We start from the raw sequence: 23,213 nt of genomic DNA on the forward strand, positions 1-23,213 counted from the left end.
GCCCGATAGAACGGTTGAGTCACCTCATGACCGCAGCACAGACATCCCCGATGCAAGCCCGGGTCGGCCATTACTACCAAATGGACGGCACCTACCTGGTGGGTCGGGAGAAGGTCCGCGAGTACGCGCGCGCCGTGCAGGACTACCACCCCGCGCACTGGGACGTCGCCGCCGCCGCCGAAATGGGTTACTCGGGTCTGGTCGCGCCGCTCACGTTCACCTCGGTACCGGGCATGACCTGCAACCGCCGCATGTTCGAATCCGTGGTCGTCGGTTACGACACCTTCATGCAGACCGAAGAGGTCTTCGAGCAGCACCGGCCCATCGTCGACGGTGACGAACTGCACATCGACGTGGAGCTGACCTCCGTGCGCCGCGTCGCGGGCCGCGACCTGATCACGGTGACCAACACCTTCACCGACACCGCCGGAGAGCGGGTACACACCCTGCACACCACTGTGGTCGGGGTGACGGCCGAGGACATCGATCCGACGGTCAAGACCGCCGTGCACAACGCGATGATGCACGACGTCAACATTCTCGACGTGGGCGACGCCGACGCTGCGTACCACAAGACGGTGCGACCCGAAGGGCAGGTGCGGATCTCCGAGGCCGGTGTGACCCGTACCCCGGGGACCCCGTCGTTCGATGACGTGCGGGTCGGTGACGAACTCCCGGTGCGCCACACCCGGTTGACGCGCGGTGATCTGGTGAACTACGCCGGTGTCGCCGGTGACGCCAACCCCATCCATTGGGACGAAGACATCGCCAAGCTGGCCGGACTGCCCGACGTGATCGCGCACGGCATGCTCACCATGGGGCTGGGCGCCGGTTTCGCCTCCGCCTGGACCGGCGACCCGGGTGCCGTCACCCGCTACGCGGTGCGGCTGTCCGCACCGGCGATCGTGTCGGCCAAGGAGGGCGCCGACATCGAGTTCAGCGGCCGAATCAAGTCGTTGGACCCGGCTACCCGCAGCGGCGTCATCCTGGTGTCGGCGAAGTCCGACAGCCGGAAGATCTTCGGCTTGGCGACCCTGCACGTCCGCTTCCGCTGACCAGTCCCTGAGCCGGCCGGGCCGGCTGCCAGGACTTGTGCAGCGCAGCGCCAGCCAAGCCCCAGTCCACTGCCAGCTGTTGTCCAGAAGTACTGCGTAGCATCGGTCGACTGAGATGGCGAATGGTGCGGAATTCACGCCCCGACGATGTGGCGATTCCGCGGTTTTCCGGGGCGGCTGTTGCTCTGGCCGGCGAAATGAACCGGCCACCAATTGTGTTCCTTGGAATTAATTGCCAGCTGGCCGCCAAATTGCTTAAGTAAGCCGGCGACCACCATGGATAGCCTTATGCCAGCTGTCTCACAACACTTTTCAATAATCCACTGCTACCACTATCAACGGAAAGTCCCACGCTTGTTACATCGCTGGCACCCCGAATAGACAACGGCCGTCTAGGGTTTGGTTGACGGCGATTTACCAGCGCCGGCACCGACGTGTGACGTGAGGAGTCACCCGAGATGGATTTCGCAGCACTGCCGCCGGAGGTCAACTCCGGCCGGATGTACGCGGGGGCCGGTTCCGGCCCCCTGCTGGCGGCCGCTTCGGCATGGGACGCGCTCGCCGCGGAACTCAGTTCCACGGCGTCGTCCTACGAGTCCGTGGTCTCAAGCCTCGCCGGGGAATGGTCCGGGCCCTCCTCCGGCTCGATGGCCAGCGCGGCCGAGCCGTACGTGACGTGGATGGCCACCACCGCCGCCCAAGCCGAGTACTCCGCCAACCAGGCCCGCGCCGCGGCAGCCGCCTACGAGGCGGCGTTCGCCGCCACCGTGCCGCCACCGGTGGTCGCGGCCAACCGGGTTCAGCTGGCGACCCTGATCGCGACCAACTTCCTCGGCCAGAACACGCCCGCCATCGCCGCCACCGAGATCGAGTACGCCGAGATGTGGGCACAGGACGCGGCGGCCATGTACGGCTACGCCGGATCGTCGGCAGCGGCAACGGCGCTCACACCGTTCAGCCAGCCGCCGGAGACCACGAACGCGGCCGGTATCGCCGGCCAGGAGGCCGCCTCCGCAGAGGCGACCGCGAACTCGGCGACGTCGAATATCGCCCAACAGGTCTCCCAGATGCTGAACGCGATGCCCCAGGTGCTGCAGACGCTCGGGTCCGGCCCGGCCGCGGCGACCGTGCCTCCGTCCTTTGCGGCTGACCTGGCCAACTGGAACACGATCTGGGGCACACTGACCGGCCCGTACAGCCCGTTGCTGGGCTGGACCTCCCTGATCGGTGGACCGTTCCTGTCCGCCGGCCAGATCTACTCCTGGCCCATCAACGCCATGGCTGTGCAGTCCTTCTTAGCCGGCCCCAAACCCATCACCGGGGCGCTGCTGCCGCTGGCACCGCTGACGCAAGCAGCACTGCCGACAACCGGTCTGAGCAGCGCCACCGGGGCGCTGGGCAGCGCGGCGACAGTCGGCAAGTTGTCGGTGCCTGCTTCCTGGGCGGTCGCAGCCCCGGCGACCAAGCTGGTCAGCATGGCGTCGTCCCTTCCGGCGACGCTGGAGGCCGCTCCGATGGCCGCAGTCGCCGGCCAAGACGCCATGTTCGGCCAGATGGCCCTGTCCAGCCTGCTGGGCCGCGGCATGGGAACCACCGCCACTCAGGGTGTCGGCGCGGCCACCCGGTCCCTGCGAAACAGCGGCGGGGCCGATGCTTTCGGTCCCATTCCGCCCGGTGAAGCCGATCCCGCAGCGGCCACCATCATCGTGATCCCGGCGCTGGATGAGTGAGACAGCGATGAGCAAACCCGGCCACTGCCCGCTGACCCAGTCGCACGCGACCAGATAAGGGTGTCGAAATGTACTTCTCACTGCTCCCCCCGGAGATCAACTCCGGCAACATGTACGCCGGCGCCGGTTCGGCGTCGCTGACCGCAGCCGCAACCGCATGGGGTCGACTGGCCGGCGAACTGAGCTCGGCTGCAGCCGAATACAACGCGGTGCTCACCTCGCTCGCGAGCGAATCATGGACCGGACCGTCAGCGGCGGCGATGACGGCCGCCGCTGAGCCCTACATCGCCTGGATGTCGGCGACCGCGGCCACCGCCGCCCAGGCGGCTGCCCAGGCGCAGGCGGCCGCGACCGCCTACGAAGCCGCATACGCGGCGACCGTGCCCCCGGAAGTCGTCGCCGCCAATCGCGCCCAGAACGCCATGCTGCAGGCCACAAATCTCCTCGGCCAGAATCTGGCGGCCATCGCGGCGAATGAGGCGCAGTACCTGGAGATGTGGGCCCAAGATGCCGCTGCCATGCAGACCTACGCCGCGTCGGCGACGGCAGCCACCAAGGTCACCGCATTCACCGAACCGCCGCCGACCACCACCGGCACCGCCGCGGCGACATCGGCGAGCAGCGCCGCCTCGGCGGCAGCGACTGCGGGAGGCAACCCGATCCTGCAGTTCTTCGCCGACATCGCGACCCAGTACAACACCCTTATCAACAATGCCCTGGCCACCCTGACCGGGAACCCCACTGCCGGTTCGACGTTCTCCGCCTTGTTCGCCGCGGCCAAGGCTCCTCTCGGCCTGACCACGCAGTTCAACGACGTCTCACTGCTGGTCAACTGGCCGATCGGGGCCTACACCAAGTTTGCGACTCCGCTGGGCCGGGCTTTCGAAGGCCTGCCGGCCAGCGGCCTGGGCGCCGGGCTGCGGGCGGGCACCGCCGCCGGGCTTTCCTCGACGGTGTCGGCCACCATGGCGGAGGCGAACCTGGTGGGCAACCTGTCCGTCCCGCCGAGCTGGGCCTCGGCCAGCCCGGCGATCCGGCTGGCGGCCACCGGCGGTTCCGCCGCAGGCCTGGCCGCCGCGCCCGCCGCGGGAATGGCTGGTGGCCTGCTCAACCAGGCGGCGCTGGGCGCGATGGCCGGCGGCGCCCTGGGCAGCGCCACCCCGCGCTCCGCCGGAAGCGGGCGCATCCGGATTCAGGGCGGTAAGGCCAAGACCCCCGTCAAGCTCGACGCGGTGATCGCCAAGCTGCAGAGCCAGCCCGAGGCGGTCCAGCACTGGAACGTCGACCAGGCCGGACTCGACGAACTGCTTGAGGAGTTGTCCCGCAAGCCCGGTGTCCATGCCGTGCACCTCAAGGGCTCGAAGAAAACCGGTACCCCGCTGAGCTGACGCCCACCGGCGGCGCCTATTCCTCCCCGCGAAAGTGAGACGAACATGCTGGTCGAGTTTTGGCAGAACTTCACGCACAACCTGTTCAAGCCACTGCTGCTGTTCTTCTACTTCGGCTTCCTGATCGCCATCGCCAAGGTCCCCTTCGAGTTCCCGAACGCGCTGTATCAGGGGTTGACGATGTACCTGTTGCTGGCCATCGGCTGGCACGGCGGCGAAGAGCTCGCCGAGATCGACCTCTCGCAGATCGGCGGAATCCTCGGATTCATCGTCGTCGGATTCGTCTTGAACTTCCTGATCGGCACACTGGCCTACCTGCTGCTGAAGTACATGACGAAAATGCGGGAGGTCGACCGGGCAACGGTCGCCGGATACTACGGCTCCGACTCGGCCGGAACCTTCGCCACCTGCATGGGCGTGCTGGCCACCGTGGGGATGGCCTTCGACGCCTACATGCCCGTGATGCTGGCCATCATGGAGATCCCCGGTTGCCTGGTGGCGCTGTTCCTGGTCGCCCGGTTACGCCACAAAGGCATGGACGCCGACGGGAACATGCCCCACGAGCCGGGCTACACGGTGCCGGCGGGCGCGCGGCCCGCCGTGGCGGCAGCCCACGGCGCCGACCCCACGGGCGGGTTGTCGCTGGAGATGACTCCCGAGCGCCGCGCGGAGGCCGAGGGGACCCCCAACGGCCGCCTGATCAGCCGGGAACTGGTGCGGGAGGTCTTCCTCAACCCGGGCATCTGCCTGCTGCTCGGCGGCATCGTCATCGGCTTCGTCAGCGGCCTACAGGGCTCCAAGGTCACCGGCGTCGACGACCCGGTCTTCGTCACCGCATTCCAGGGTGTGCTGTGCCTGTTCCTGCTGGAGATGGGCCTGACCGCAGCACGCAAGCTCAAGGACCTGCGCGCCGCGGGCCGTGGTTTCGTCTTCTTCGGCCTGCTGGCTCCCAACCTTTTCGCCACCCTGGGCCTGTTCGTGGCGCACACCTACTCGCAGCTGACCGGCGTCCACTTCCAGTTGGGCACCTATGTCTTGTTCGCGGTGCTGTGCGGCGCGGCGTCGTATATCGCTGTCCCGGCCATTCAGCGGCTGGTGATCCCGGAGGCCAGTCCCAGCCTGCCGCTGGCCGCATCGCTGGGCCTGACGTTCTCCTACAACGTGACCATCGGGATACCCCTGTACATCGAGCTCGCGCACCTCATCACCTCGCAGTAAGGGATTACGCGGCATGCAGACCCCAGGAATTCGCTTGGGCAGGATCGGCAACGTCGTGCGCGGCGTCGTGTCGGCATGGCTCGTTGCCGCCGCCATCGGCGCGCCGGCGCACGCAGACCCCGGCGACGGTGCCGGCGACGCCGCCTTTCTGGCGGCCATACGGGCCGCGGGACTCACCTTCGCCAGTGAAGAACAGGCCATTGTGGCCGGGCACGCCGTCTGCAGCATGGCCAACAACGGCGAGACCGGATTACAGGTCGTCAAACAACTCACGGCCGACAATCCCGGGCTGACCATGGACGCCGCCGCGCACTTCGCGGCGGCCGCCGCGAACGCCTACTGCCCGCACCAGCTGGCGAAGTAACCCGCCGAGGCTAGGGCTTGGTCAGCTCTGCGTAACGCGACAGGTGCTGTTCGGTGGTGCCGAACTCGTATTGCAGTGCGGTGAGCCGTTTGAAGTAGTGGCCGATGGCCAGCTCCTCGGTCATGCCCATCCCGCCGTGCAGCTGTACCGCCTGCTCCCCGACGAAGCGCGCCGCCCGGCCGATGGTGGCCTTGCCGGCCGAGACCGCACGCGCCCGGGTGGCTTCGTCGGCCTCGAGGTTGAGCATCGCCAGGAACACCGCGGCGGCGGACTGCTCGACTTCCATGAACATGTCCACCATGCGGTGTTGCAGCACCTGGAAACTACCGATCGGCTGGCCGAACTGCTGGCGCTGCTTGCAGTATTCGACGGTGTCCGCCAGCACTTTTCGCATGCACCCGACCGCTTCGGAGCAGACCGCCGCCGCACCCTCGTCGCGGGCCTGCGCCAACGACGGCCATGCCGCGCCCCGCTCGCCCAGCAGTGCGTCAGCGCCAAGCCGCAGATCGGTCAGGGTGACATCGGCGGCGCTGCGATCGTCGATGGTCCGGTACGGGTGCATGGCGATACCCGCGGCACCGGCCTCGGTGAGGAACAACGAGACGCCCTCGTCGCCCTCGACGCGCGCCGTGACCAGCAGATGGGTGGCCAATGGTGCTGCCACCACCGTGATCTTGGAGCCGTTGAGCACCCAGCCGTCGCCGTCGGGCCGGGCGGTGGTCTGCGCGTCCTGCCACCGGTCCGCCGATTCCGCTTCGGTGGCGGCCACTGCCACTACGGCGTTGCCGGCCACCAGTTCTTTGAGAACCTCCGCAGCCCGCGGACTCCCGGAGCGCTGCAGCAGGCCGCCGGCGACGACAACGGCGTCGACGTAGGGTTCGATCACCAGCGCATGCCCGAGCGCCTCGGTGATGACCATGAGTTCCACTGCGCCGCCGCCGATTCCGTCGAACTCCTCGGGCAGCGTCGCACCCAGGATGCCCAGTTCTTCGGCGAAGGCGCGCCAGATGCCGGGCTGCCAGCCGGCGCCGGTTTTGACCGCCGCGCGGCTGGTCTCGAGGTCGTAGCGAGCGGCGAGGAACTTGGTGATGCCGTCGCGCAGCATCTGCTGCTCATTGTTCAAGGTGAAGTCCATCAGAGCCCCAATGCCGCTTTGGCCAGAATGTTTCGCTGAATTTCGTTGCTACCGGCGTAGATCGAGCCCGCGCGGTCGTTGAAGTAGCGCAACGGCGCCACCGCCTGCCACGGCTCGCCGGACGCGTAGCCGTCGGCCGGCGGTTGGTAGTCGGCGATCGGCCCGCCGGGCGCGGTGACGTGCGGCTGATAGATCCGCCCGCGCGGTCCGGCCGCCTCCAACGCCAGTGCGGTCAGCTCCTGACTCAATTCCGTTCCCAGGACTTTGAGCATCGATGACGACGCCCCGGGGTTGCGTCCCTCGGCCACCGCCGCGAGCACCTGGTATTCCAGGATCTCCAGCACCTCGGCGCGGATCCGCGCGTCGGCGAGCTTGCGCATGAAGGCGTGGTCGTCGGCGAGTCGGCCGCCGGCCGGTCCCGGCTGATCCTTGGCGGCCTCGGCGATCTCCTCGGCCACCACCTGCAGGGCCGGCGCCACCGCGCCGCCGCCGCGCTCGAACTCGAGCAGATACTTCGCCACCGTCCAGCCGCTGTCGATCTCCCCGATGACATTGGTCTTGGGCACCCGCACGTCGTCGAAGAAGACCTGGTTCTGGATCTCTTCACCGGAGGTCATCACCAGCGGACGGATCTCGATGCCGGGCGAGGTCATGTCGATCAGCACGAACGTGATGCCCTGCTGCTTCTTGGCGGCACGGGTGGTGCGGACCAAGGCGAACATCCAGTTCGCCTCGCCGGCGTGGGTGGTCCAGATCTTGCTGCCGGTGCAGACCAGGTCGTCGCCGTCGACGGTGGCCGCCATCGACAGGGACGCCAGGTCCGAGCCCGCCTCCGGCTCGGAGTAGCCCTGGCAGAAGAACACTTCGCCGGTGAGAATCCGCGGCAGGAAGTAATCCTTCTGCGCATCGGTGCCGAACCGGATGATGGCGTGGGCGACCATCCGGATTCCCATCGGTGACAGCGACGGGGCACCGGCGAGCGTCGACTCCCGGCTGAAGATGTAGTGCTGGGTCAGGCTCCAGTCACAGCCTCCGTGCTTGACCGGCCAGGCCGGGGCGGCCCAACCCCGCTCATGCAGAATCGCCTGCCAGGCCATGCTCGCCTCATGGTCGGCGTAGACACTGGTCATCAGCCTGCCCGCGCGGCGCAGCTCAGGGGTGAGTTTCTCGGCCAGAAACTGCCGCACCTCAGCCTGAAATGCCCGGTCTTCCTCCGACCACCGCAGATCCATTCATCTCCCCTGCCGTGTCGGCGGATTGCGTTTCCGCGCAGTGTAGCGGCAGCGCCGAGGGCTCCGGACTAACGGATGCGGCCCGCGATGCCATCCGCCAACAGGGCGCGGCCCAGCGCCGCGCCGTCGAGCAACCGGGTGATCCGTGTGTGGATCTGCCAGCGCCGCGCCGGCTCACCGGTTCGTCGCAGGTGAAAGTAGTTGGCGGCGCCGCGCGCCACACGGTATTCGGATCCCTGTTTGACCAACAGCGTCGACTCGCAGACGGCCACGGCCTCGTCACCGTGCACGGTGACCACCGCCGGGCCCAGGAAGTGCGTACAGCCCCGAGCGATCAGACCCTGGTGGCCATCGGAGCGCACCATCGCGGCGATGTCCTCGCGCCCGTTCATCAGCCAGTTTTCGACGTCGTAGACGCCGTCTTGGTGCCACAGCGCCGCCACGGCCTCGTCGTCGCCGACGTCGACCAGCGGGCCGTAGGACGCGATCAGCCGCTCGATCGCCCGCTCGTCTTCGATCTGCTGCAGACGCCGCTCCAGATCGGCCAACCGTTGCTCGTTCATCGCCGCTCCCGTCCCGGTAGATCGGCCAGTTCGGCCAGGGCGCTCAACTGCTCACAGAAGTGCGCCGCCGAGCGCGCCGCGATGGAGCAGGTGACATCGGTGGCGCCGAGGTTCGCCAGTCTGGCCAGCCGATCGAGGGTCAGCTGCCCCGCGCCGATCGGGTCCAGCGGCGCCGTCGACAAGACGACCGCGAAACCGTCGGGAAGGTCCACGCCGGCGAGGTGTTTCGCCAGCTGGTCACCGGTGAGACCGAACGGCATCCAGCCGTCGCCCAAGTCCACCGCCCGCCGCAGCGAGCGGCGCGTGTGCCCCCCGACCCAGATCGGCACCCGCGGCTGCAGGGCGCAGGGCTGCACGACCATCGAGTCGAAGCGGTAGTAGGTGCCGGCATAGCTGGGCCGCTCGGTCGACAGCGATGCCCGCAGCGCCTTCATCGCATCGTCGGCCCGGGCGCCGCGGTCTTCCCAGGCGGCGTCGAGCAGGTCGAATTCCTCCCGCAGCGAGCCGACCCCGACTCCCAGCGTCAGCCGTCCGGCACTGAGCCGGTCCAGGGTGCCGTAGCGTTTGGCTATCTCGAGCGGGTGGTGATATCCCAGCACCACAACCGAGGGCACCAGGCGAATCGCACGGGTGCGGGCTGCCAGGAACGACAGTGTCGCAACCGGATCCCAGTAGGTGGTCCCGCGGCCGGCAGCGGCTTGGTCGGGTACCGCGACATGCTCAGAACAGGTCAGGTAGGCGAAGCCGAGTTCGTCGGCTGCCGTCGCGATCGAGCCGAGGTCCTCGGCGCCGGCCTGCGCTTCCCAGCTCGACGCCACGCCGGGGATCTGGATCACCACCGGTGTGGCCAGGCCGAGCCGCATCAACGTGTCCGAGCAGTGTTGTGTCGCATGGATTCTGCGCCTTCCGTTGCGCCGCGGGAGTGGGGTAGCCTGGCCACAAACTAAAGTGAATTTTAGTTATGGAGGCGTCCCTTGTCCAGCACCAGGCCGGCACTACGGGCGGCCCCGGATCGAGCCGAGGCGGTGCTCGCCTCGCATCGGCTGATGCAGAAGTTGCTCGGTACCGAGCCCGGGAACACCGATGCCCCGGCCGCCGATTGATCGCGAGCCCGCCACACCGCGCACCCCGGCCCAGCGGCAGCGCTGCGAACGCATCCTTGCCGCGGCGGCGCAATTGGGAGCGCACGATGGCCTCGAGGCGGTCCGGATGCAGGACGTGGCCGATCAGGCGTCGGTGTCGATCGCGACGGTGTACCGCTACTACCCCACCAAACATCACCTGTTCAGCGCACTGTTGTTGCACTACACCCAGTCCGGCGGTGCGTCGCCCCCACCGACGGGATGTCCCGCCGCCGATGTCACCGAACTGATGGCCGGCATCTGCCGATCCATGTTGGCCCGCCCACGGCTGGCTCGCGCGATGATCACCTCGGTCAACGCCCGCAGGTCCGAGTCGGCGGCCACCGGTGACTTCGGTCTGCGCACCAGAATCCTGGCCGTCGCCGGGATCGGCGACCCCACGCCGCAGGACACCCAGCTGGCGCTGCTGGTCGAGCAGTGCGCCTACGGCATCTTGTCCTGGGCGGTGATGGGTGAGACCACGGCCGAACAGGCCGAACAGGACATGCGCCGGGCCGCGGAGCTGCTGCTGGCACCGTGGCGTGGCCGGCCGCCGCGGTGACCGGTGCCGTTGCCGTGGCCTGGACTCACGCAGGTCCCCGGAGTCCGCGGGGCAGGTCCCACTGACCGAAGTCGGCGGCCAGCACATCGTTGACGTCGACGTGCACGTCGTCGATGACGAAGCCCGGCTGGGTCGCGGTGACGATCTCACGCTGGAAAAGCACGGCCGCCGGTTCCCGGTCTCCGTGCGACCACGCCCCGGTCTGCCACGCCCATCGGTGGCCCGGGCTGGTCGATTCTCCGACGACTCCGTCGCGAATGGCCCAGGAGCATTGCCGCGCACCGCCGTAGACGCCGGTGCGGTCCACCCCGATCACCGAGTTGATGCCGCGGAACCATGCGACGGCCAGGCTTTTCCAGGTGGCGGCGTCGATATCTTCATCGACGCTGAAGAAGATCGGCGCCGACGGTGGGCCGCCGGCATCGGTGTGCAGCCGCATCGCGGTCCGGGCATCCGCGACGCCGCCGTCGTAGCCCCGGGTGAAGTCCGACGGGGACTGCGGCCAGCCGGGCTTGCCGAACTGGTAGCAACTGGCGACCTGCAGTCCGGCGGCGCGCAGCCCGTCGGCATAGTCGCGGCTGACCGGCTTGAAATCGAAAGTGGCCCCGGGCCGTAACTCCGAGACGTAGACCATCGCGCCGTCGAAGCCGGCGGCTTTGATCTGTTCGGGTGACACCAGGCGGTGCGCGAAGTCGATGACCCGCAGAGTGCTGGCGCCAACGCGTGGGGCGGGCACCGCCAGTGCCAGCCCCAGTAACGCGGTGTACCTGAGCACGTCGCGCCGCGAAGCGGAACGCATCACAACCGAAAAGGCTACCGGGCAGCACTCCCTGCAGCCTGCTGATCAGCCGATCCCGTCGCCGCGGCCGGCACGCCCGATCTGCTAGCCGGAGCCGGCCGGCGCGATGCGCTGCCGGATCAGGACTTCCTGGGCGGTGCTGGCCACATGCCTACCGGTTGAATCCACCATGGTGCCGTGCACCAGCGCACGGTGCCCGGAGGTGGCGACGGTGTGCTGGGTGTAGAGGTGCCAGCGCTCGAAATGCACTGGGCGGTGAATCCATACGGTGTGATCGAGGGTCAGGCCGATGTGCGTACCGACGTCCAGCGGCTGCGGATGGGCGCGGAACGCGGCGTCCACCAACAGGTAGTCACTGGCGTAGGCCAGCAACACCGCCTGCAGCTGCGCATCGCCGTCGACCAGTCGCGGCAACCGCATCCAATGCGCCGAAGGGCCCGGCGCCTGGGCGCCGCTGAGGAAAACCGGCGCCTGATCGGTGCGAATCTCCACCGGGGGCGGCCGCTCGATCCAGGCGCTTCCCCGCAGGGCTTGGTACGGCGATGCCTGCGTTACCCAGTGCTGTAGCAGCGGAAGGGATTCGGGCTCGGCTCCCGACGGCGGGGTGGCGTCGGGGGCGGCGCTGTCAAGGCTGGTGTCGAAGGACACCGTCGCAACCATGAGCGTCTTACCGCCCTGTTCCACCCGGACCTGCCGTGCCGACATCGAGCGCCCGTCGCGGGTTCGGTCCACGGCGATGTCCAGCGGTACGGCGGAGTCGCCGGGCCGCAGAAAGGACGCGTGGATCGAGTGGGCGGTGAGTTCGGGGGCGGTGGCCGCTGCGGCGGCCATCGCCTGTCCGATGAGCTGCCCCCCGAAGATCCGGCCGAACCGGTCGGCCTCGTTGTCCGCCCGGAATCGGTCGGTCCCCACCGGATGCAGTGTCAGCACTGCTTGCAGGCGGTCCAGCGCCTCGAGCGTGGCGTGCTCCAGAGGGCTGCCCGAGCCCAGCAGCGGACCGCGGAAATCGGGGCGGGCGGCAATCTCCGGCGCCGGCGTCTGCACAAGTTCCTCCTGACCCGCCAGCGGCCGTCCGCGCCGGACCGCCGAATCGGGTAACGACATATCTGCTAGCTCATATAAGTAAACGTCCGCCTGAGGTTATCGCATCGCCTCCGTCGATTGCGCCCTGGCAGAGCCACCCCGGCATCGCGGCGGACGGGCCGCCCGGCGCGTACAACACGTTTAACACCAGCCCCATTGTTAACATCGGCCGATGTCCGACTCCCCCTCCAGCGACCACCCGTCGCATTCCCGCCCGGTGTCCCGGCGTACCGCGCTGCGGTACGCCTCTGCGCTCTCGGCGGTGGTCGGCCTGGGTGCTGCCGCCTCGGCGGTGCCCCGAGCGTCGGCCGCGGCCCCGATGCTGATCGACTACGCCATGCGCCAGATCCCGGCCGAGGCCATCCGGGCCGCCGGTTACGCCGGGGTGATCAACTACGTCTCGCTGTCGCGGCCCGGCTCGTCCTTCGGCGCCAAGCCGATCACCCGCCCCTATGCCGAGTCTCTGGCCGCCAACGGACTGGTGATCGTCAGCAACTACCAGTACGGCAAGCCCGGCGGTACCGCACCGTCGGACTTCACCCGCGGGTTCGCCGGAGGGGTCGCCGACGCGCAGACCGCCTGGCAACTGCACACCGCTGCCGGCGGGGGCCGCAGCGCTCCGATCTTCTTCAGCGTCGACGACGACATCGACCGCAACACCTGGAATTCCGTCGCACTCCAGTGGTTCCGGGGAATCAACTCGGTTCTGGGGGTTCAGCGCACCGGGGTCTACGGTGGCGTGAACGTGTGTCAGTGGGCGGCCGCCGACGGTGTCATCGGCAGCTCCAGCACCCCCGGCCATCGCTGGGCCTGGCAGACGCGGTCCTGGTCGCGCGGGCATCGTGACCCCGCAGCAGTGCTGTTCCAGCGAGTGGTGAGTACCGCATCGAGCCCGGGCCCGATAGTCGGCGGGATCGAGGTCGACGTCAACGACGTGCTGGCCCCGGACTGCGGCCAGTGGAACCTACACCCCTGAGCCGCAGGTGACGATCAGGACCTGCTGGCGAGGAAGAACACCGCGGTGAGCAGCACGACAGACGCGAGGCACGTGTACACGCCCAGGGTCGCTGAGGACATAAAGGGACTCCTGTCTGCGAGGGCTTGGTAGGCGGCCGATCCACACCAGCCGCGTAGCTGGACGGCTGTGCCGCGATCGTGACTAAGTTAGTCGCCGCGCAGCGCCGCCGTCAACAACACCGCCCGGGCCGCCGGCTGGTCAGGACGCGCGGAGCTCGGCTGCCTTGAGCGTTTCCCAGTCCTCGGCCGCGATCATGGCGCGCCAGTCGACGGGCAACGAGTCCAGGGCGTCCTCGATGCAGTGCCACACCGACTCCAGCGGCGAGGCGCCGGGGGCTGCGGCCGTGACCCGGCTCTCGACATCGTAGTTCGGTGCGTGCGGTGCGTCGGAGAACGGTGCGAGCTCGTTGATCGCGTCGATGACGTGGCGCCGCAGTTCCGCGTAGGGCCGGCCGCGCAGCTCCTCGGGCTCGATCGGGCGACCGAAGATGTAGTCCTGGGCGGCATGGCCGTAGGGCACCTCGAGTTTGTGGGGCAACGGCTCCTCGGGCAGTCCTCCGGCGAAATACAGCGGGACGATGGGCATCGACATCTCCATGGCCATGTCCAGCAACGTCGAGGTCAGCCGCTGGACTCGCTGTCCGGAGCTGACGCTGCGGGTCCCGTCGGCGTGGACCATGACAGAGATCCCGCGTCCGGCTATGTCCCGCTTGAGGTCGTCGACCAGGCCGAAGAACTCCTGTGGCTGTTGCTGGTCGAAGTACCGCAGGTGCCCGAGTTGCTTGCCCGCCGCCGCATCGATCATCTGTAAAAGGTTGCCCACCCAGCCGGTTTCGTGTTTGGCGTGGCCGATGGTGACGACTTTGGTGCCGGTCAGCCACGATCCCACGGTGGTGCCCAGCAATGATTCGATCTGCACCTGGTGGTTCGCCAGGAGCAGGACCGGCCGGCCGTGCACCGCCGCCAGGGCATCGGGATCCGTGACGATGACGTGCCGTACGTAGCGCGACAACACGGCACCCAGCGCCAACTCGCCGAACCAGCCCTGCGTCATTCCCGCGCTCTCGGTCCACCAGGCGCGGACCGGCTCCCAATCGGTTGTGCTCGATGCACTCGCGCGGGATGAGGCCGGTCCGAGCTTTTCGATCTCGACGGTGATCCGCTCCAACGGCAGCGCCGGGCAGCTCACCTGGCCGTCGATGATCTGGACCTTCGACGGATGGATGGCGTTGTGCACCGCGTCGGCGACCGCCTCCTTGGTCACGATGTCACGCAACAGCGAATCACCTTGGCCCGCCGTGTCGTACACGGCCTGCAGGGTGCCCTTGAACCAGTCGAGCGTCGCCATGCGTGCGGTGTCGAGTTCCAGCACGCCGCGCCCCAGTCGCTCGCTGAGCGACAGCCCGGGCACCGCCCGCCGCTGCGCCATGAATGCGCGCCGCTGCGGACCCCCGACCTGAGCCAGCGGCCCCTTGCTCAGCAGAAACTCGGCCATTCGGATTCGGGCCCATGGCTTTCCGCCGGAGCTCAGCCACAGGTCGAACGTCGGCATCCGGCCCTCGTCGTCGTCGAATCCCACGAAGCGGGCCTCAACATCGACAGTTCCCGCCGCGGGCGTGTCAGCGTAGAACCGGGCCGAGAGGATGCGGCGCGGAAACCCGACGTCAGGGTCGCGGGCGTCGGCATACGATGCGGGATCGGCGGTGTCGGTGGTCCACACGCTCATCGCGGTATGCGGCACCACGTGCAGTGCGCCGTCGAGCAGTCCGGGCTGCAGAGCACCGGCCGGTACCGCACACCGGTCGATCGCGAGCGTGCCGGTCGAGCCGTTGCGGCCGATCTGCGCACCGTCGATCAGGGTCGCAAAGGCCGGGCCGTGAAACACCGTGCCGTCATAGGGGTTGACGTAGGGCACCGCATCCTCCAGCGGAGCCGGCGGCTCGGGCTCACCGGAATACGCCGCCGCGGTGCGCACCACAGCGTGGGCATGAATCTCCCAGCGAGACAGCTCCGCTCGGGGGGCATCACGCCAGACCTCCAGCCGGCCGCGAAATAGCCCGGGCTCCTGCTCCGGCTCCAGCACCACCCGCAGTCGCTGCGGTGAGTCGACGACCACCCACCGCACCATCTGCACATCGGTGATCTCGACGACTTTGGCTCCGCCGGACGCCCGGATCGCCGCCTGAGCGAACAGGTCCATGACCGACATCATCGGCAGCGACGGAATCACATACGTCGGGCAGTGATCGGCGACCCAGGCGTCGCTGACCGGGTCCAGCGCGACGTCCATCGTGGTGGCCTGCCCCGGCGCGGCGGGCGCCGCAGGGCCGGCGGGTACAGGTGCCTGCCCGGCGGCCGTGCCGGTGCCGGTCTGCGGCGCCGGGGGGCTCCCCCCGGCCACGATGCGCATACCCAGGTTGCTGGCGGTGTAGATGCGCTTGTTGTCGACCCACAGGGACGCCTCGGCCACCGCGAGAATCCCGGCGTCGTCGCGATCGATGCGGGTGATCTCGACCTGCGCGGTGATCTGCTTGTTGGTGGGCACGATCTGACCGCGGTAGCGCCAGGTCATCGCGTCGTGCAGCGCCACCGGCTCGAAGCGGGCCGCCGGGCCGGCTTCCTTACCGAGTCCGAGGTCCAGCATCCCGAACTGCAGGAGCTGCAACATCATCTCGATGCCCAGGGATCCCGGTTGCACCGGGTCCTGGAAGAAGTGCGCCTTGAAATACCACTCGCCCGGGTTGACGTCTTTGACGCCGCGCCACTGGCCCAGCCCGGCGCTGCCGGCGTCGGGCCAGCGGCCGGTGACCCGGTCCACCATCAGCAGCATCGGGTCCGCCAGTCGCGCCCCGGGGCCGAAGTACTCGGCCGGCCGCGCAGTCAGGTCCACGACCGGCGCCGCGCAGGGCTGCGTCAGCGACGCCCGCTGGGCATCGCTGACCGGGAGACCCACCTGGTTCTGCAGCGCTTCGCGTTTGAAGTAGCCGAACACGGTGTCGAAGGTGTAGACCGGTCCGTCGTCGGCGGTGATCTCGCCGTCGAAGCCGACGATGATGGTTCCCGCGGCCTTGGCGAGGCTCTTCAGCTTCACCTTGATTCGCAGCGTTCCGGTAGACGGGGTCACCTCGCGGTGTTGGGTTCCCGTCCCGTCCAGGTTGCGGAAGAACAGGTCCGCCTCACCGTCCAGCGGACAACCGACGTAGCTGGCCAGCCAGCCGCAGGGCTGCAGTGCAACCTCCATGAGCACCGCGTTGGGCATCGTCTCGGCCCCGTCGCCGGCACCGTTCTCGGCGAAATACCAGGCGTCGGCGGGCACGTCGTACTCCACGACCACTTCGGCGCCGGCTTTCATCACCCCGGTCTCACCGACCAGCTCGGTCACCCGGGACATGAAGTGATACGGCGGACCGGGCAGGCGAGCCGCCTTGCGGGGGGAGTCGAACTTCTCGAACAGCGGGCCAAAGGCCATGGACGGCTTGGCGATAGCACTGGCGAGCATCGCCTGGTAGTCGTAGCGGAACCCGTTGACCTCGGCGACCGGTTTGGGCTCGACGTAGCCTTCGAGCTCTTTGGCGCCGAGGTCCATCGGCCATCCCGGCGACAGCTTCAGGCCCATCCGCTCACAGTGGAAGGCGGGCAAGCCGTCGACGGTGCAGAGCAGGTCGGCGAACAGAGTCGGCTCGGGTCCGGCGATCACCTCGCGGACGAACACCTCGTAGACCACTTCGCGGGACTGCGGCGTGACCTGGCCCCGGCAGCGCAGCTTGTAGGTCTCAAAGGGCACCGGTTCGAATCGCCAGCCGTCGCAGTCGATCGTCATGCCCAGGGCGGTCATGTAGATGGCCATGGTCTGCATGGTCGCCTCGTACATGAGGGTTCCGGGCATGCAGGGGTCGTTCTTGAAATGGCCTGCGAAGAAACAGTTCTCGGCGGTGACGGGGGCAACGGCCCGCAGGTAACCGCGACCCCAGGGGCCCCCGTTGAAGTCGATGTCGGTCACCTCGTCGACGAAGAGCATGTCGCCGGCGTGAATGCGGGGGGTGCGGGTGTGGCTGGCGGCCCGCTCGAAGCCGTCGCCGAAGGTCCGCCAGATCTCCCCGGACGCCATCGCCTCCAAGTCCGCCCGCTGCAGCGAGGTGCGCGAGGTCTGGGCGGCGGTCGCCTCCATCGGGCCGGTGACGGTGTGATCCTCCGGACGCCACAGGACTCCGCCGGATGCCGCCAGCTCCTCGTCGGTGAAGAAACCCGCCTGGCCGTTACGCATCGACATCCGCTCGACGCCGTCGATGGTGCAGTCGTAGTGGAAGAAGAACAGCCGGACATCGCCCTGGCGGGCGTGACCGTCGACGTGGATGTCGAACCGCAGGGTGTCACCGATCTCGGGCAGGCCACCCAGGTAGGTGACCTCGCAGCCCAGCAGCCGGTAGACCCGTTCGCCCTTGTTGAGCAGGTCCGCGCCCATCCAGGAGATGAGCATCAGGTCGGCCTGGCCGCTTTCGATCATGATGCCGGCGGGCATCCGGCCCTGCTGCAGCCACCAGGAGTCTGCGGTGACGTCGGTTTCGGTCCACAGCGTTCCGGTCCCGTGCTTGGCCGGCTCGGCGTCGATACCGAGCAGCCGATCCGCCAGCAGCAGCGGAGGTTCGGGCATCCGGACCTGCCGCGGGTACTGGTCCTGCTCGGCGAACGCCGGGCCGAAGATCTCCGAGATGTTCCCGGAGGCGTGCACGCGCAGACCGTCCTTGTCGAGCTGCAGCCCCACCGGTTCGCGTTTGACCGTCGGCGCCGGGACCACCTTGTCGGCCGGCTTGACCGGCTGGATGGACCGGCTGGCGCCGGCGGAGGTCTGCGGGGTGGCGGGCCCGGCGCCATTGCCGGTCGTCACCGGGATGGGTGCCTGCGGTGGTGCGGGGGTGATGGGTGCCGCGCCCAGCGGCAGCCGGGCCAGCGACTCCGCGACGGTCGCCAAAGCCGGCGGCATGGGAAGTTGTGTTGGCATGACTCGCTCCAGTTGATGAGGGGGGTTCGGCCCGGCGTCGGGTGGGCGTTGCGGCAGCTCGACGGCGGGCAGATGCGCGGGGAAGTTGAGCCGGATGGCCTTGCCGCCGGCAGGCTGGGGTTCCGGTGCCGTCAATGCCTGCGCCTCTGGCGCCGCGGCAGACGACACCAGCACAATCTGCTGGCGCTGTTCGGCCATCCCGGTGAGTTCCACAGCGACGCGCCGTTGCTCGGATGTCCACGGTTCGCCGTCGGGCCAGACGCCCATGGCGGCGTAGAGAACCCCGGCCGCCACGTGCAGCAGGCCCGAGGCGGCGTGCGCATGACCCAGCAGCGCCGAGAGGTTCACCGCACCGGGGGCGGTGCCCAGGTGCAGACATTCGGTATCGGCCTGCGCATCGGCGGGCAGGGTGGCATACACCGTGTCGTTGTCGCGACGTGCGTCGGCAGCGCGTTTGAGGATGAGCACCACCGCTGCGTCGGCGGGTATCTGTTCGTCTGCGTGCAGCAGGACGCGGGCCGCTGCCTCATGCACGGGCTCGCAGCTGAGATCGACCGCGCCCACCACGGCCGCGTCGATCTCGCCGCGCCGCAGGGCCCGCGCGGCCATCTCCAGGGCCGTAGTCCCCGACAGCTGCTCGCGCGACACGGTGAAACTGGGGCCGCGCAGGTCGAATTGGCTGTTGAGCCGGTTGGCGACGATGTTCGGCATGGCACCGACGACCCCGGCGGCGGTCCAGCCTGCAACGACACCGTCGCGGGCCGCGCGCAGCTGTTCGGGGTCATCGAGGGCGTCGGCCAGCCGCCAGCGCAGGCCGAATCGGGTGACCTCGGCGTCGCAGCCCATTCCGACGATGACGCTCGTGGTGTCGGGCGGCAGGCTCCTGATCTGGTCGTCGATCTGCAGGGCGGAGCCCAGCAGGGCAAGTTGCTGAGGTTGGGTCTGTTTGAGATCGGCAGGCGGGAAACGCGTTTGGGTCAGGTCCAGACAGACTTCCCGCATGCGGGCACCCCGGAGACCGTCGCCGCCGTCAGCCGGAATCGGCTGACACGACTTCAAGTGCTCGGCGACCGAAGCGGTCCCGTGTCCATCCCCGACCAGCAGGCTCAGGCCCACGATGGCGATCTCGGTGTCGGGCCGCGGTGCGGTGACCGGCGGAGCCGGGGAGCCGCCGTTCCCTTCGACCCACTCTTCGAGAAGCAGGTGGGCATTGTTGCCGCCGAAGCCGAAGTTGTTGACCGCGGCGCGGCGCGGGCCGTCGCTCTCCCACGGCTCGGCCTCGGTGAGCAGGCGGAACGGCGAGTCGGCCAGGAACGGCAGCGGATCCTCGGCGTGCAGGGTCGGCGGCCGTATCCCCGCCCGCATCGCCGCGAGTACTTTGATGGCCCCCGCCGCGCCGGACGCGGTGATCGAGTGGCCCAGATTGGATTTCAGCGAGCCGATGGGAACCCCGGACATACCGCCGAAGATGCGGGCCATGCTCATCAGCTCGGTCAGGTCGCCGCGCGACGTCCCGGTGGCATGGCATTCGATGAGGGAGATGTCTCGCGGGTCGAGTCCGGCCATCTCATAGGCCAGCCGCATCGCCCGTTCCTGCCCATCCTGGGAGGGCACCAGGAAGCCGTGTCCCCGGCCGTCGTTGCTCAGACCCACACCCCGGATGACGCCCAGGATGGTGTTGCCGTCGGCGACGGCGTCGTCGAGACGCCGCAGCACCAGGATGGCCGCGCCTTCGGCCGGGACCAGCCCGTCGGCGCCGTTGTTGAACGGCCGGGACCGGCCCGTTCGGCTCAGCGCCTGCAGGGCGGTGAAGCCGACGTGCAGCAGCAGATCGCTGGCGCCGTTGATGCCGCCGGCGAACATGACATCGGCAGTCCGGTCGTGCAGGCGGTCGCATGCCAGTTTGATGGCGTAGAGCGACGACGCGCAGGCGGCGTCGAGCGCCGTGGCCCCTCCGGTGAGCCCCAGGGCGGCGGCGATCAGGTGCGCCGGCAGTCCGGACATGAACCGGTTGCGCCAGTCGACGCCTTGCTCTGCCCGCCAGACCGATTCGGCCAGGTCGGTCATCTTCTTGGTCGGGTAGCTCAGATTGCCCAGGACCAGGCCTGCCGAGCCGGGCACCTCCCCGGCCCGCCAGCCCGCACTGTCAAGGGCTTGCCTGGCCGCCTCGATGCCCCACCGGTAGAGCGGATCCAACCCGCCGAGATCGCCGGCGTCGAGGAGCAGCCCGCGCGGGTCGAAGACCTCGTCGAACCCGCGGACGTAGCCGCCGCGATCTGACCAGGTCCGGTCGAGCTCGGGCGAATCGGTGGGCGCGCACAGCACCCGCTGCGGTGATACGCCCCAGTAATCCGGGTCCGGCGAGCCCAGGGTGTCGTGGCCGTCGCGGACCGTGGTCCACAGCTGCGCCGGGTTGAGCCCTCCGGGCAGGACGCAGCCCTGCCCGACGATCGCGATGGGATCAAACTTCACGTCGTATCAACCGATGTCGAGTCAGGCGCCGTACGGATACAGCTCGAGTCGTCGCAGGCTGCAGACCAATTGGTTGTCCGCGTCGAGCAGGTCCAGGTCGCAGATCGCGCGGCTGGTCTTGGCGTCGCCGTTGGACAGCACGCAGCGCAATCCCGAGCCCAGCGCACCGGACTGGTATCGCACGATCTCGCCCACCCGCAGGGGCAGGACGTTGCGGCCCAGCAGTTCGTAGCTCCAGACCAGGGCGGCCTGCAGGCATCCGTCGAGGGCGGCCGGGTCGGTGGCCCAGCCCTGCCCGGCCCAGCCCACCGATGTCAGCCCGGACAGATCGGCCGTGGCGGTCGACTCTGCGCTGTCCATGCCGTCGAGCACCTGAAACGCCGGACCATGGAACAGTGCCCCGCCGGTGTAGCACGCGGTGCGGTCCAGCCTGCGCTGCCCGGGTGCCGACGCCGCGAGAGTCGGGACCGCCGCTGCGCCCGAACGCATCTCGAGCTTGGCCGAGTAGTAGGCGGTGGATCCGTCGGCATCGGCCAGCGTCATGGTCAACAACTCGGGCCGATCCTCGTTCGGCACGCAGCGCACCGTCAGGACGTTGCCGTGCTTCTCGAACTCGTGCAGTGTCACGCCCCGCAACACTTTGAGGTCCAGAACCCGATCCACGTAGTGCCCGGGCCGGCACGCCTCGGCCATCCGCATGAACCATTCCAGGGCCTGCACGACGGGCAGGACGACATTGCCCTGAACCCGGTGGTCGAGCAGGTACGGCTGCGCACTCACGTGGGCCAGCACCCTGGCCACCCGACCCTCCGGTGGGAGCGGATGGGTGGGCAGTCCGGCCAGCACACCGTCACCGAGGGTCACCTCGGGACTTCCCGTCTCGCCGTCGAGGACCTCGGCGACGAACGCCTGCGCACCGTCGGCGAGCGGGATCAACGAGATTCCGCGGGACTCGAACATCGCCTTGAGCCCGGGGGTCACCATGCCGGAATCCCAGGGACCCCAGCCCAACGCCCGCACCAGGCAGGACGGTCCGCGGCGCGCCTGTTCGGCCAGGGCCACCTTGTTGAGGATCTCGTTGGCCATGGCGTAGTCGCTCTGTCCGACGTTTCCGCTGCGCGCGGCCACCGACGAGAACAGCACGATCACCTTGAGCGCATCGTTGGCCGTCGCGTCCAGCAGCGCACACGCGCCGCCGACCTTGGTCTCGAAGACCCGGTCGAACCCGTCGAGGGTCTTCTTGTGCAGCGGCGCGTCGGCGAGCACACCGGCACCGTGGACCAGGCCGGTGATGGGGCCGAATTCGCTTCGCACACTGTCGAGCAACGCGCCCAGCTGCGCGGCGTCGCGGACATCGGCGGCGGCGTAGCGGACCCGGGAACCCGCGGCGGTCAGCGCCGCCAGCGTCGCCCGCACCTCACGGTCGGCCAGGATGCGCTGGGTCTGCTGCTCCAGGTCCTTCGGCGTGAGCTTGAGCCCTTGGGCCGCCGCGCTGGCCAGCAACGCCCGCTTGAGTTCGGCGTCGGTGGCCAGCCCGTGGGCCTCCGGCGGCTCGTCGCGCAGCTCGGTGCGCCCGATCAGCACGAAGGCCGCCTGGGTCTGCTGAGCCAGGGCGATCACCGATCCGGCGGTCACGCCGCGGGCGCCGCCCGAAACCAGGATCACGTCGTGCCGGCCGATGCGCGGCGTGCGGGTTGCCACCTGCTTGGTACCGGCGACGACGGTGATCCGTCCCTGGGAACTTCCCAGGCCCACTTCCAGTTCGGCGCCACCGGAGAGGACTTCGGCGGCCAGTTGCTCGGCGACCGCGGCCGGGGACTGCTGCCCCACGGCGATGTCGATGGCCTTGACCTGCGCGCTGGTCCACTCCTGGGCCGCGGTCTTGGCCAGCGCACCGATCCCGCCCGACCAGGCCCGCTGGCCGGGGTCGGTGAGCAGCCCGAACGTCCCGCCGGTGTCCTGGACGGTGACGAAGACGCCGCCGCGCTCGGAGAACTGCGCTGCGATGCGGCTGGCGTCGGCGAACAGCACCCGGTTGAGGGCCAGGGCCTCTGCACGGGTGGGTGTCTGCCGCAGGCCGCCGAGATGGATGACCGCCTCGGCGTCGGCACTGGGTTCGGGCACGACAGTCGCGCGGATCCCGTGGCTGACCAGAATCGCGGCCAGGGCCTGGGCGGTCTGCGTCAGCGCGTCCTCGGCTGCCGGTGCGGTCACGATCTCGACGGTTCTGGCGGCGTACAGGCCGGGCATCCCCATCCCGCTCACCGGAGCGGCGGTGGCGCGTACCGCGTAGCGCGCCACCTCCGCTCCGGCTAACTCAAAAGGGGCGCGATCACCTGCCGACAATCCGTTGTGCGCCACCAGATCCGGTGGCGGTGCATTCATGAGCGACTGCAGGTAGTCGACGATCTCGCGCAGCGTCACCAACGACGCCATGGTCGCGGTGTCGACCTCCGGCAACGACGGCACCCGCTC

The 23,213-nt window shown here is 68.9% G+C and carries 16 protein-coding genes; 8 read left to right on the plus strand and 8 right to left on the minus strand.

Features of this window, described 5'->3' with window-relative positions:
* Positions 1–26 precede the first annotated feature (26 nt).
* From LI92_RS06755 to LI92_RS06775, 5 genes are all read left to right on the plus strand, one after another.
* Complete coding sequence (locus LI92_RS06755; RefSeq protein ID WP_046317337.1) at positions 27–1,055, plus strand: fused (3R)-hydroxyacyl-ACP dehydratase subunits HadA/HadB; 1,029 nt, start codon at positions 27–29, stop codon at positions 1,053–1,055.
* A 458-nt stretch (positions 1,056–1,513) separates the two neighbouring features.
* On the plus strand, positions 1,514–2,785 hold the full coding sequence (locus LI92_RS06760; protein WP_046317338.1) for a PPE family protein: 1,272 nt from the start codon (positions 1,514–1,516) through the stop codon (positions 2,783–2,785).
* Positions 2,786–2,853: 68 nt separating this feature from the next.
* Positions 2,854–4,173: a PPE family protein gene (locus tag LI92_RS06765; RefSeq protein ID WP_046317340.1), complete on the plus strand. Its 1,320-nt coding sequence runs from the start codon at positions 2,854–2,856 to the stop codon at positions 4,171–4,173.
* 45 nt (positions 4,174–4,218) lie between these two features.
* Positions 4,219–5,391 carry a sodium-dependent bicarbonate transport family permease gene (locus LI92_RS06770; RefSeq protein ID WP_046317342.1) on the plus strand — a complete coding sequence of 391 codons (1,173 nt, stop codon included), beginning with the start codon at positions 4,219–4,221 and terminating at the stop codon, positions 5,389–5,391.
* A gap of 13 nt (positions 5,392–5,404) precedes the next feature.
* Positions 5,405–5,755 carry a DUF732 domain-containing protein gene (locus LI92_RS06775; protein WP_082109593.1) on the plus strand — a complete coding sequence of 117 codons (351 nt, stop codon included), beginning with the start codon at positions 5,405–5,407 and terminating at the stop codon, positions 5,753–5,755.
* Positions 5,756–5,765: 10 nt separating this feature from the next.
* On the opposite strand, the gene LI92_RS06780 is transcribed toward LI92_RS06775, so the two are convergent.
* The 4 genes from LI92_RS06780 to LI92_RS06795 form a co-directional block, all read right to left on the minus strand.
* The gene (locus LI92_RS06780; protein WP_046317346.1) at positions 5,766–6,890 is read right to left on the minus strand and encodes an acyl-CoA dehydrogenase family protein; all 1,125 of its coding nucleotides are present in this window, start codon (positions 6,888–6,890) and stop codon (positions 5,766–5,768) included.
* On the minus strand, positions 6,890–8,122 hold the full coding sequence (locus tag LI92_RS06785; RefSeq protein ID WP_046317348.1) for an acyl-CoA dehydrogenase family protein: 1,233 nt from the start codon (positions 8,120–8,122) through the stop codon (positions 6,890–6,892). The genes LI92_RS06780 and LI92_RS06785 overlap by 1 nt, the downstream gene beginning before the upstream one ends.
* A gap of 68 nt (positions 8,123–8,190) precedes the next feature.
* Positions 8,191–8,685 (minus strand): nuclear transport factor 2 family protein, encoded by a 495-nt coding sequence (locus tag LI92_RS06790; RefSeq protein WP_046317354.1) that lies wholly within the window; start codon positions 8,683–8,685, stop codon positions 8,191–8,193.
* On the minus strand, positions 8,682–9,548 hold the full coding sequence (locus tag LI92_RS06795; RefSeq protein ID WP_046317356.1) for an LLM class F420-dependent oxidoreductase: 867 nt from the start codon (positions 9,546–9,548) through the stop codon (positions 8,682–8,684). The genes LI92_RS06790 and LI92_RS06795 overlap by 4 nt, the downstream gene beginning before the upstream one ends.
* Before the next feature lie 111 nt (positions 9,549–9,659).
* Between LI92_RS06795 and LI92_RS24290 the strand changes: the two genes are divergently transcribed.
* Both LI92_RS24290 and LI92_RS06800 read left to right on the plus strand, forming a co-directional pair.
* The gene (locus LI92_RS24290; protein WP_286134898.1) at positions 9,660–9,788 is read left to right on the plus strand and encodes a hypothetical protein; all 129 of its coding nucleotides are present in this window, start codon (positions 9,660–9,662) and stop codon (positions 9,786–9,788) included.
* Entirely contained in the window at positions 9,769–10,368 is a 600-nt protein-coding gene (locus LI92_RS06800; RefSeq protein ID WP_046317359.1) for a TetR/AcrR family transcriptional regulator, read from the plus strand. Before LI92_RS24290 ends, LI92_RS06800 begins: the two co-directional genes overlap by 20 nt.
* 25 nt (positions 10,369–10,393) lie before the next feature.
* On the opposite strand, the gene LI92_RS06805 is transcribed toward LI92_RS06800, so the two are convergent.
* Both LI92_RS06805 and LI92_RS06810 read right to left on the minus strand, forming a co-directional pair.
* Positions 10,394–11,167, minus strand: a complete 774-nt coding sequence (locus tag LI92_RS06805; RefSeq protein ID WP_046317361.1) for a DUF1906 domain-containing protein — start codon at positions 11,165–11,167, stop codon at positions 10,394–10,396.
* An 84-nt stretch (positions 11,168–11,251) separates the two neighbouring features.
* Positions 11,252–12,271, minus strand: coding sequence for an acyl-CoA thioesterase (locus LI92_RS06810; protein WP_082109594.1), 1,020 nt, complete (start codon positions 12,269–12,271; stop codon positions 11,252–11,254).
* A gap of 151 nt (positions 12,272–12,422) precedes the next feature.
* Here LI92_RS06810 and LI92_RS06815 point away from each other — a divergent pair, with 151 nt between their 5' ends.
* A complete protein-coding gene (locus LI92_RS06815; RefSeq protein ID WP_046317363.1) occupies positions 12,423–13,226 on the plus strand; it encodes a DUF1906 domain-containing protein in 804 nt (267 codons plus the stop codon).
* Between the two features lie 240 nt (positions 13,227–13,466).
* Here the strand turns inward: LI92_RS06815 and LI92_RS21820 are convergent, their stop codons facing one another.
* Both LI92_RS21820 and LI92_RS06830 read right to left on the minus strand, forming a co-directional pair.
* The gene (locus LI92_RS21820) at positions 13,467–20,738 is read right to left on the minus strand and encodes a beta-ketoacyl synthase N-terminal-like domain-containing protein (RefSeq protein ID WP_052740724.1); all 7,272 of its coding nucleotides are present in this window, start codon (positions 20,736–20,738) and stop codon (positions 13,467–13,469) included.
* 21 nt (positions 20,739–20,759) lie between these two features.
* Positions 20,760–23,213, minus strand: a 2,454-nt coding sequence (locus tag LI92_RS06830) for an SDR family NAD(P)-dependent oxidoreductase (RefSeq protein ID WP_152665364.1), incomplete at its 5' end; no start/stop codon positions are given.

The sequence above is a fragment of the Mycobacterium sp. UM_Kg1 genome, assembly GCF_000972925.1.
GTDB classification, from domain to species: Bacteria; Actinomycetota; Actinomycetes; order Mycobacteriales; family Mycobacteriaceae; genus Mycobacterium; species Mycobacterium hiberniae.

Bases quoted from the DNA above. Each gene is read 5' to 3' on its own strand.
- LI92_RS06755 (WP_046317337.1), top strand. From the start codon at position 27: ATGACCGCAGCACAGACATCCCCGATGCAAGCCCGGGTCGGCCATTAC.
- LI92_RS06760 (WP_046317338.1), top strand. From the start codon at position 1,514: ATGGATTTCGCAGCACTGCCGCCGGAGGTCAACTCCGGCCGGATGTAC.
- LI92_RS06765 (WP_046317340.1), top strand. From the start codon at position 2,854: ATGTACTTCTCACTGCTCCCCCCGGAGATCAACTCCGGCAACATGTAC.
- LI92_RS06770 (WP_046317342.1), top strand. From the start codon at position 4,219: ATGCTGGTCGAGTTTTGGCAGAACTTCACGCACAACCTGTTCAAGCCA.
- LI92_RS06775 (WP_082109593.1), top strand. From the start codon at position 5,405: ATGCAGACCCCAGGAATTCGCTTGGGCAGGATCGGCAACGTCGTGCGC.
- LI92_RS06780 (WP_046317346.1), bottom strand. From the start codon at position 6,890: ATGGACTTCACCTTGAACAATGAGCAGCAGATGCTGCGCGACGGCATC.
- LI92_RS06785 (WP_046317348.1), bottom strand. From the start codon at position 8,122: ATGGATCTGCGGTGGTCGGAGGAAGACCGGGCATTTCAGGCTGAGGTG.
- LI92_RS06790 (WP_046317354.1), bottom strand. From the start codon at position 8,685: ATGAACGAGCAACGGTTGGCCGATCTGGAGCGGCGTCTGCAGCAGATC.
- LI92_RS06795 (WP_046317356.1), bottom strand. From the start codon at position 9,548: ATGCGGCTCGGCCTGGCCACACCGGTGGTGATCCAGATCCCCGGCGTG.
- LI92_RS06800 (WP_046317359.1), top strand. From the start codon at position 9,769: ATGCCCCGGCCGCCGATTGATCGCGAGCCCGCCACACCGCGCACCCCG.
- LI92_RS06805 (WP_046317361.1), bottom strand. From the start codon at position 11,167: ATGCGTTCCGCTTCGCGGCGCGACGTGCTCAGGTACACCGCGTTACTG.
- LI92_RS06810 (WP_082109594.1), bottom strand. From the start codon at position 12,271: ATGTCGTTACCCGATTCGGCGGTCCGGCGCGGACGGCCGCTGGCGGGT.
- LI92_RS06815 (WP_046317363.1), top strand. From the start codon at position 12,423: ATGTCCGACTCCCCCTCCAGCGACCACCCGTCGCATTCCCGCCCGGTG.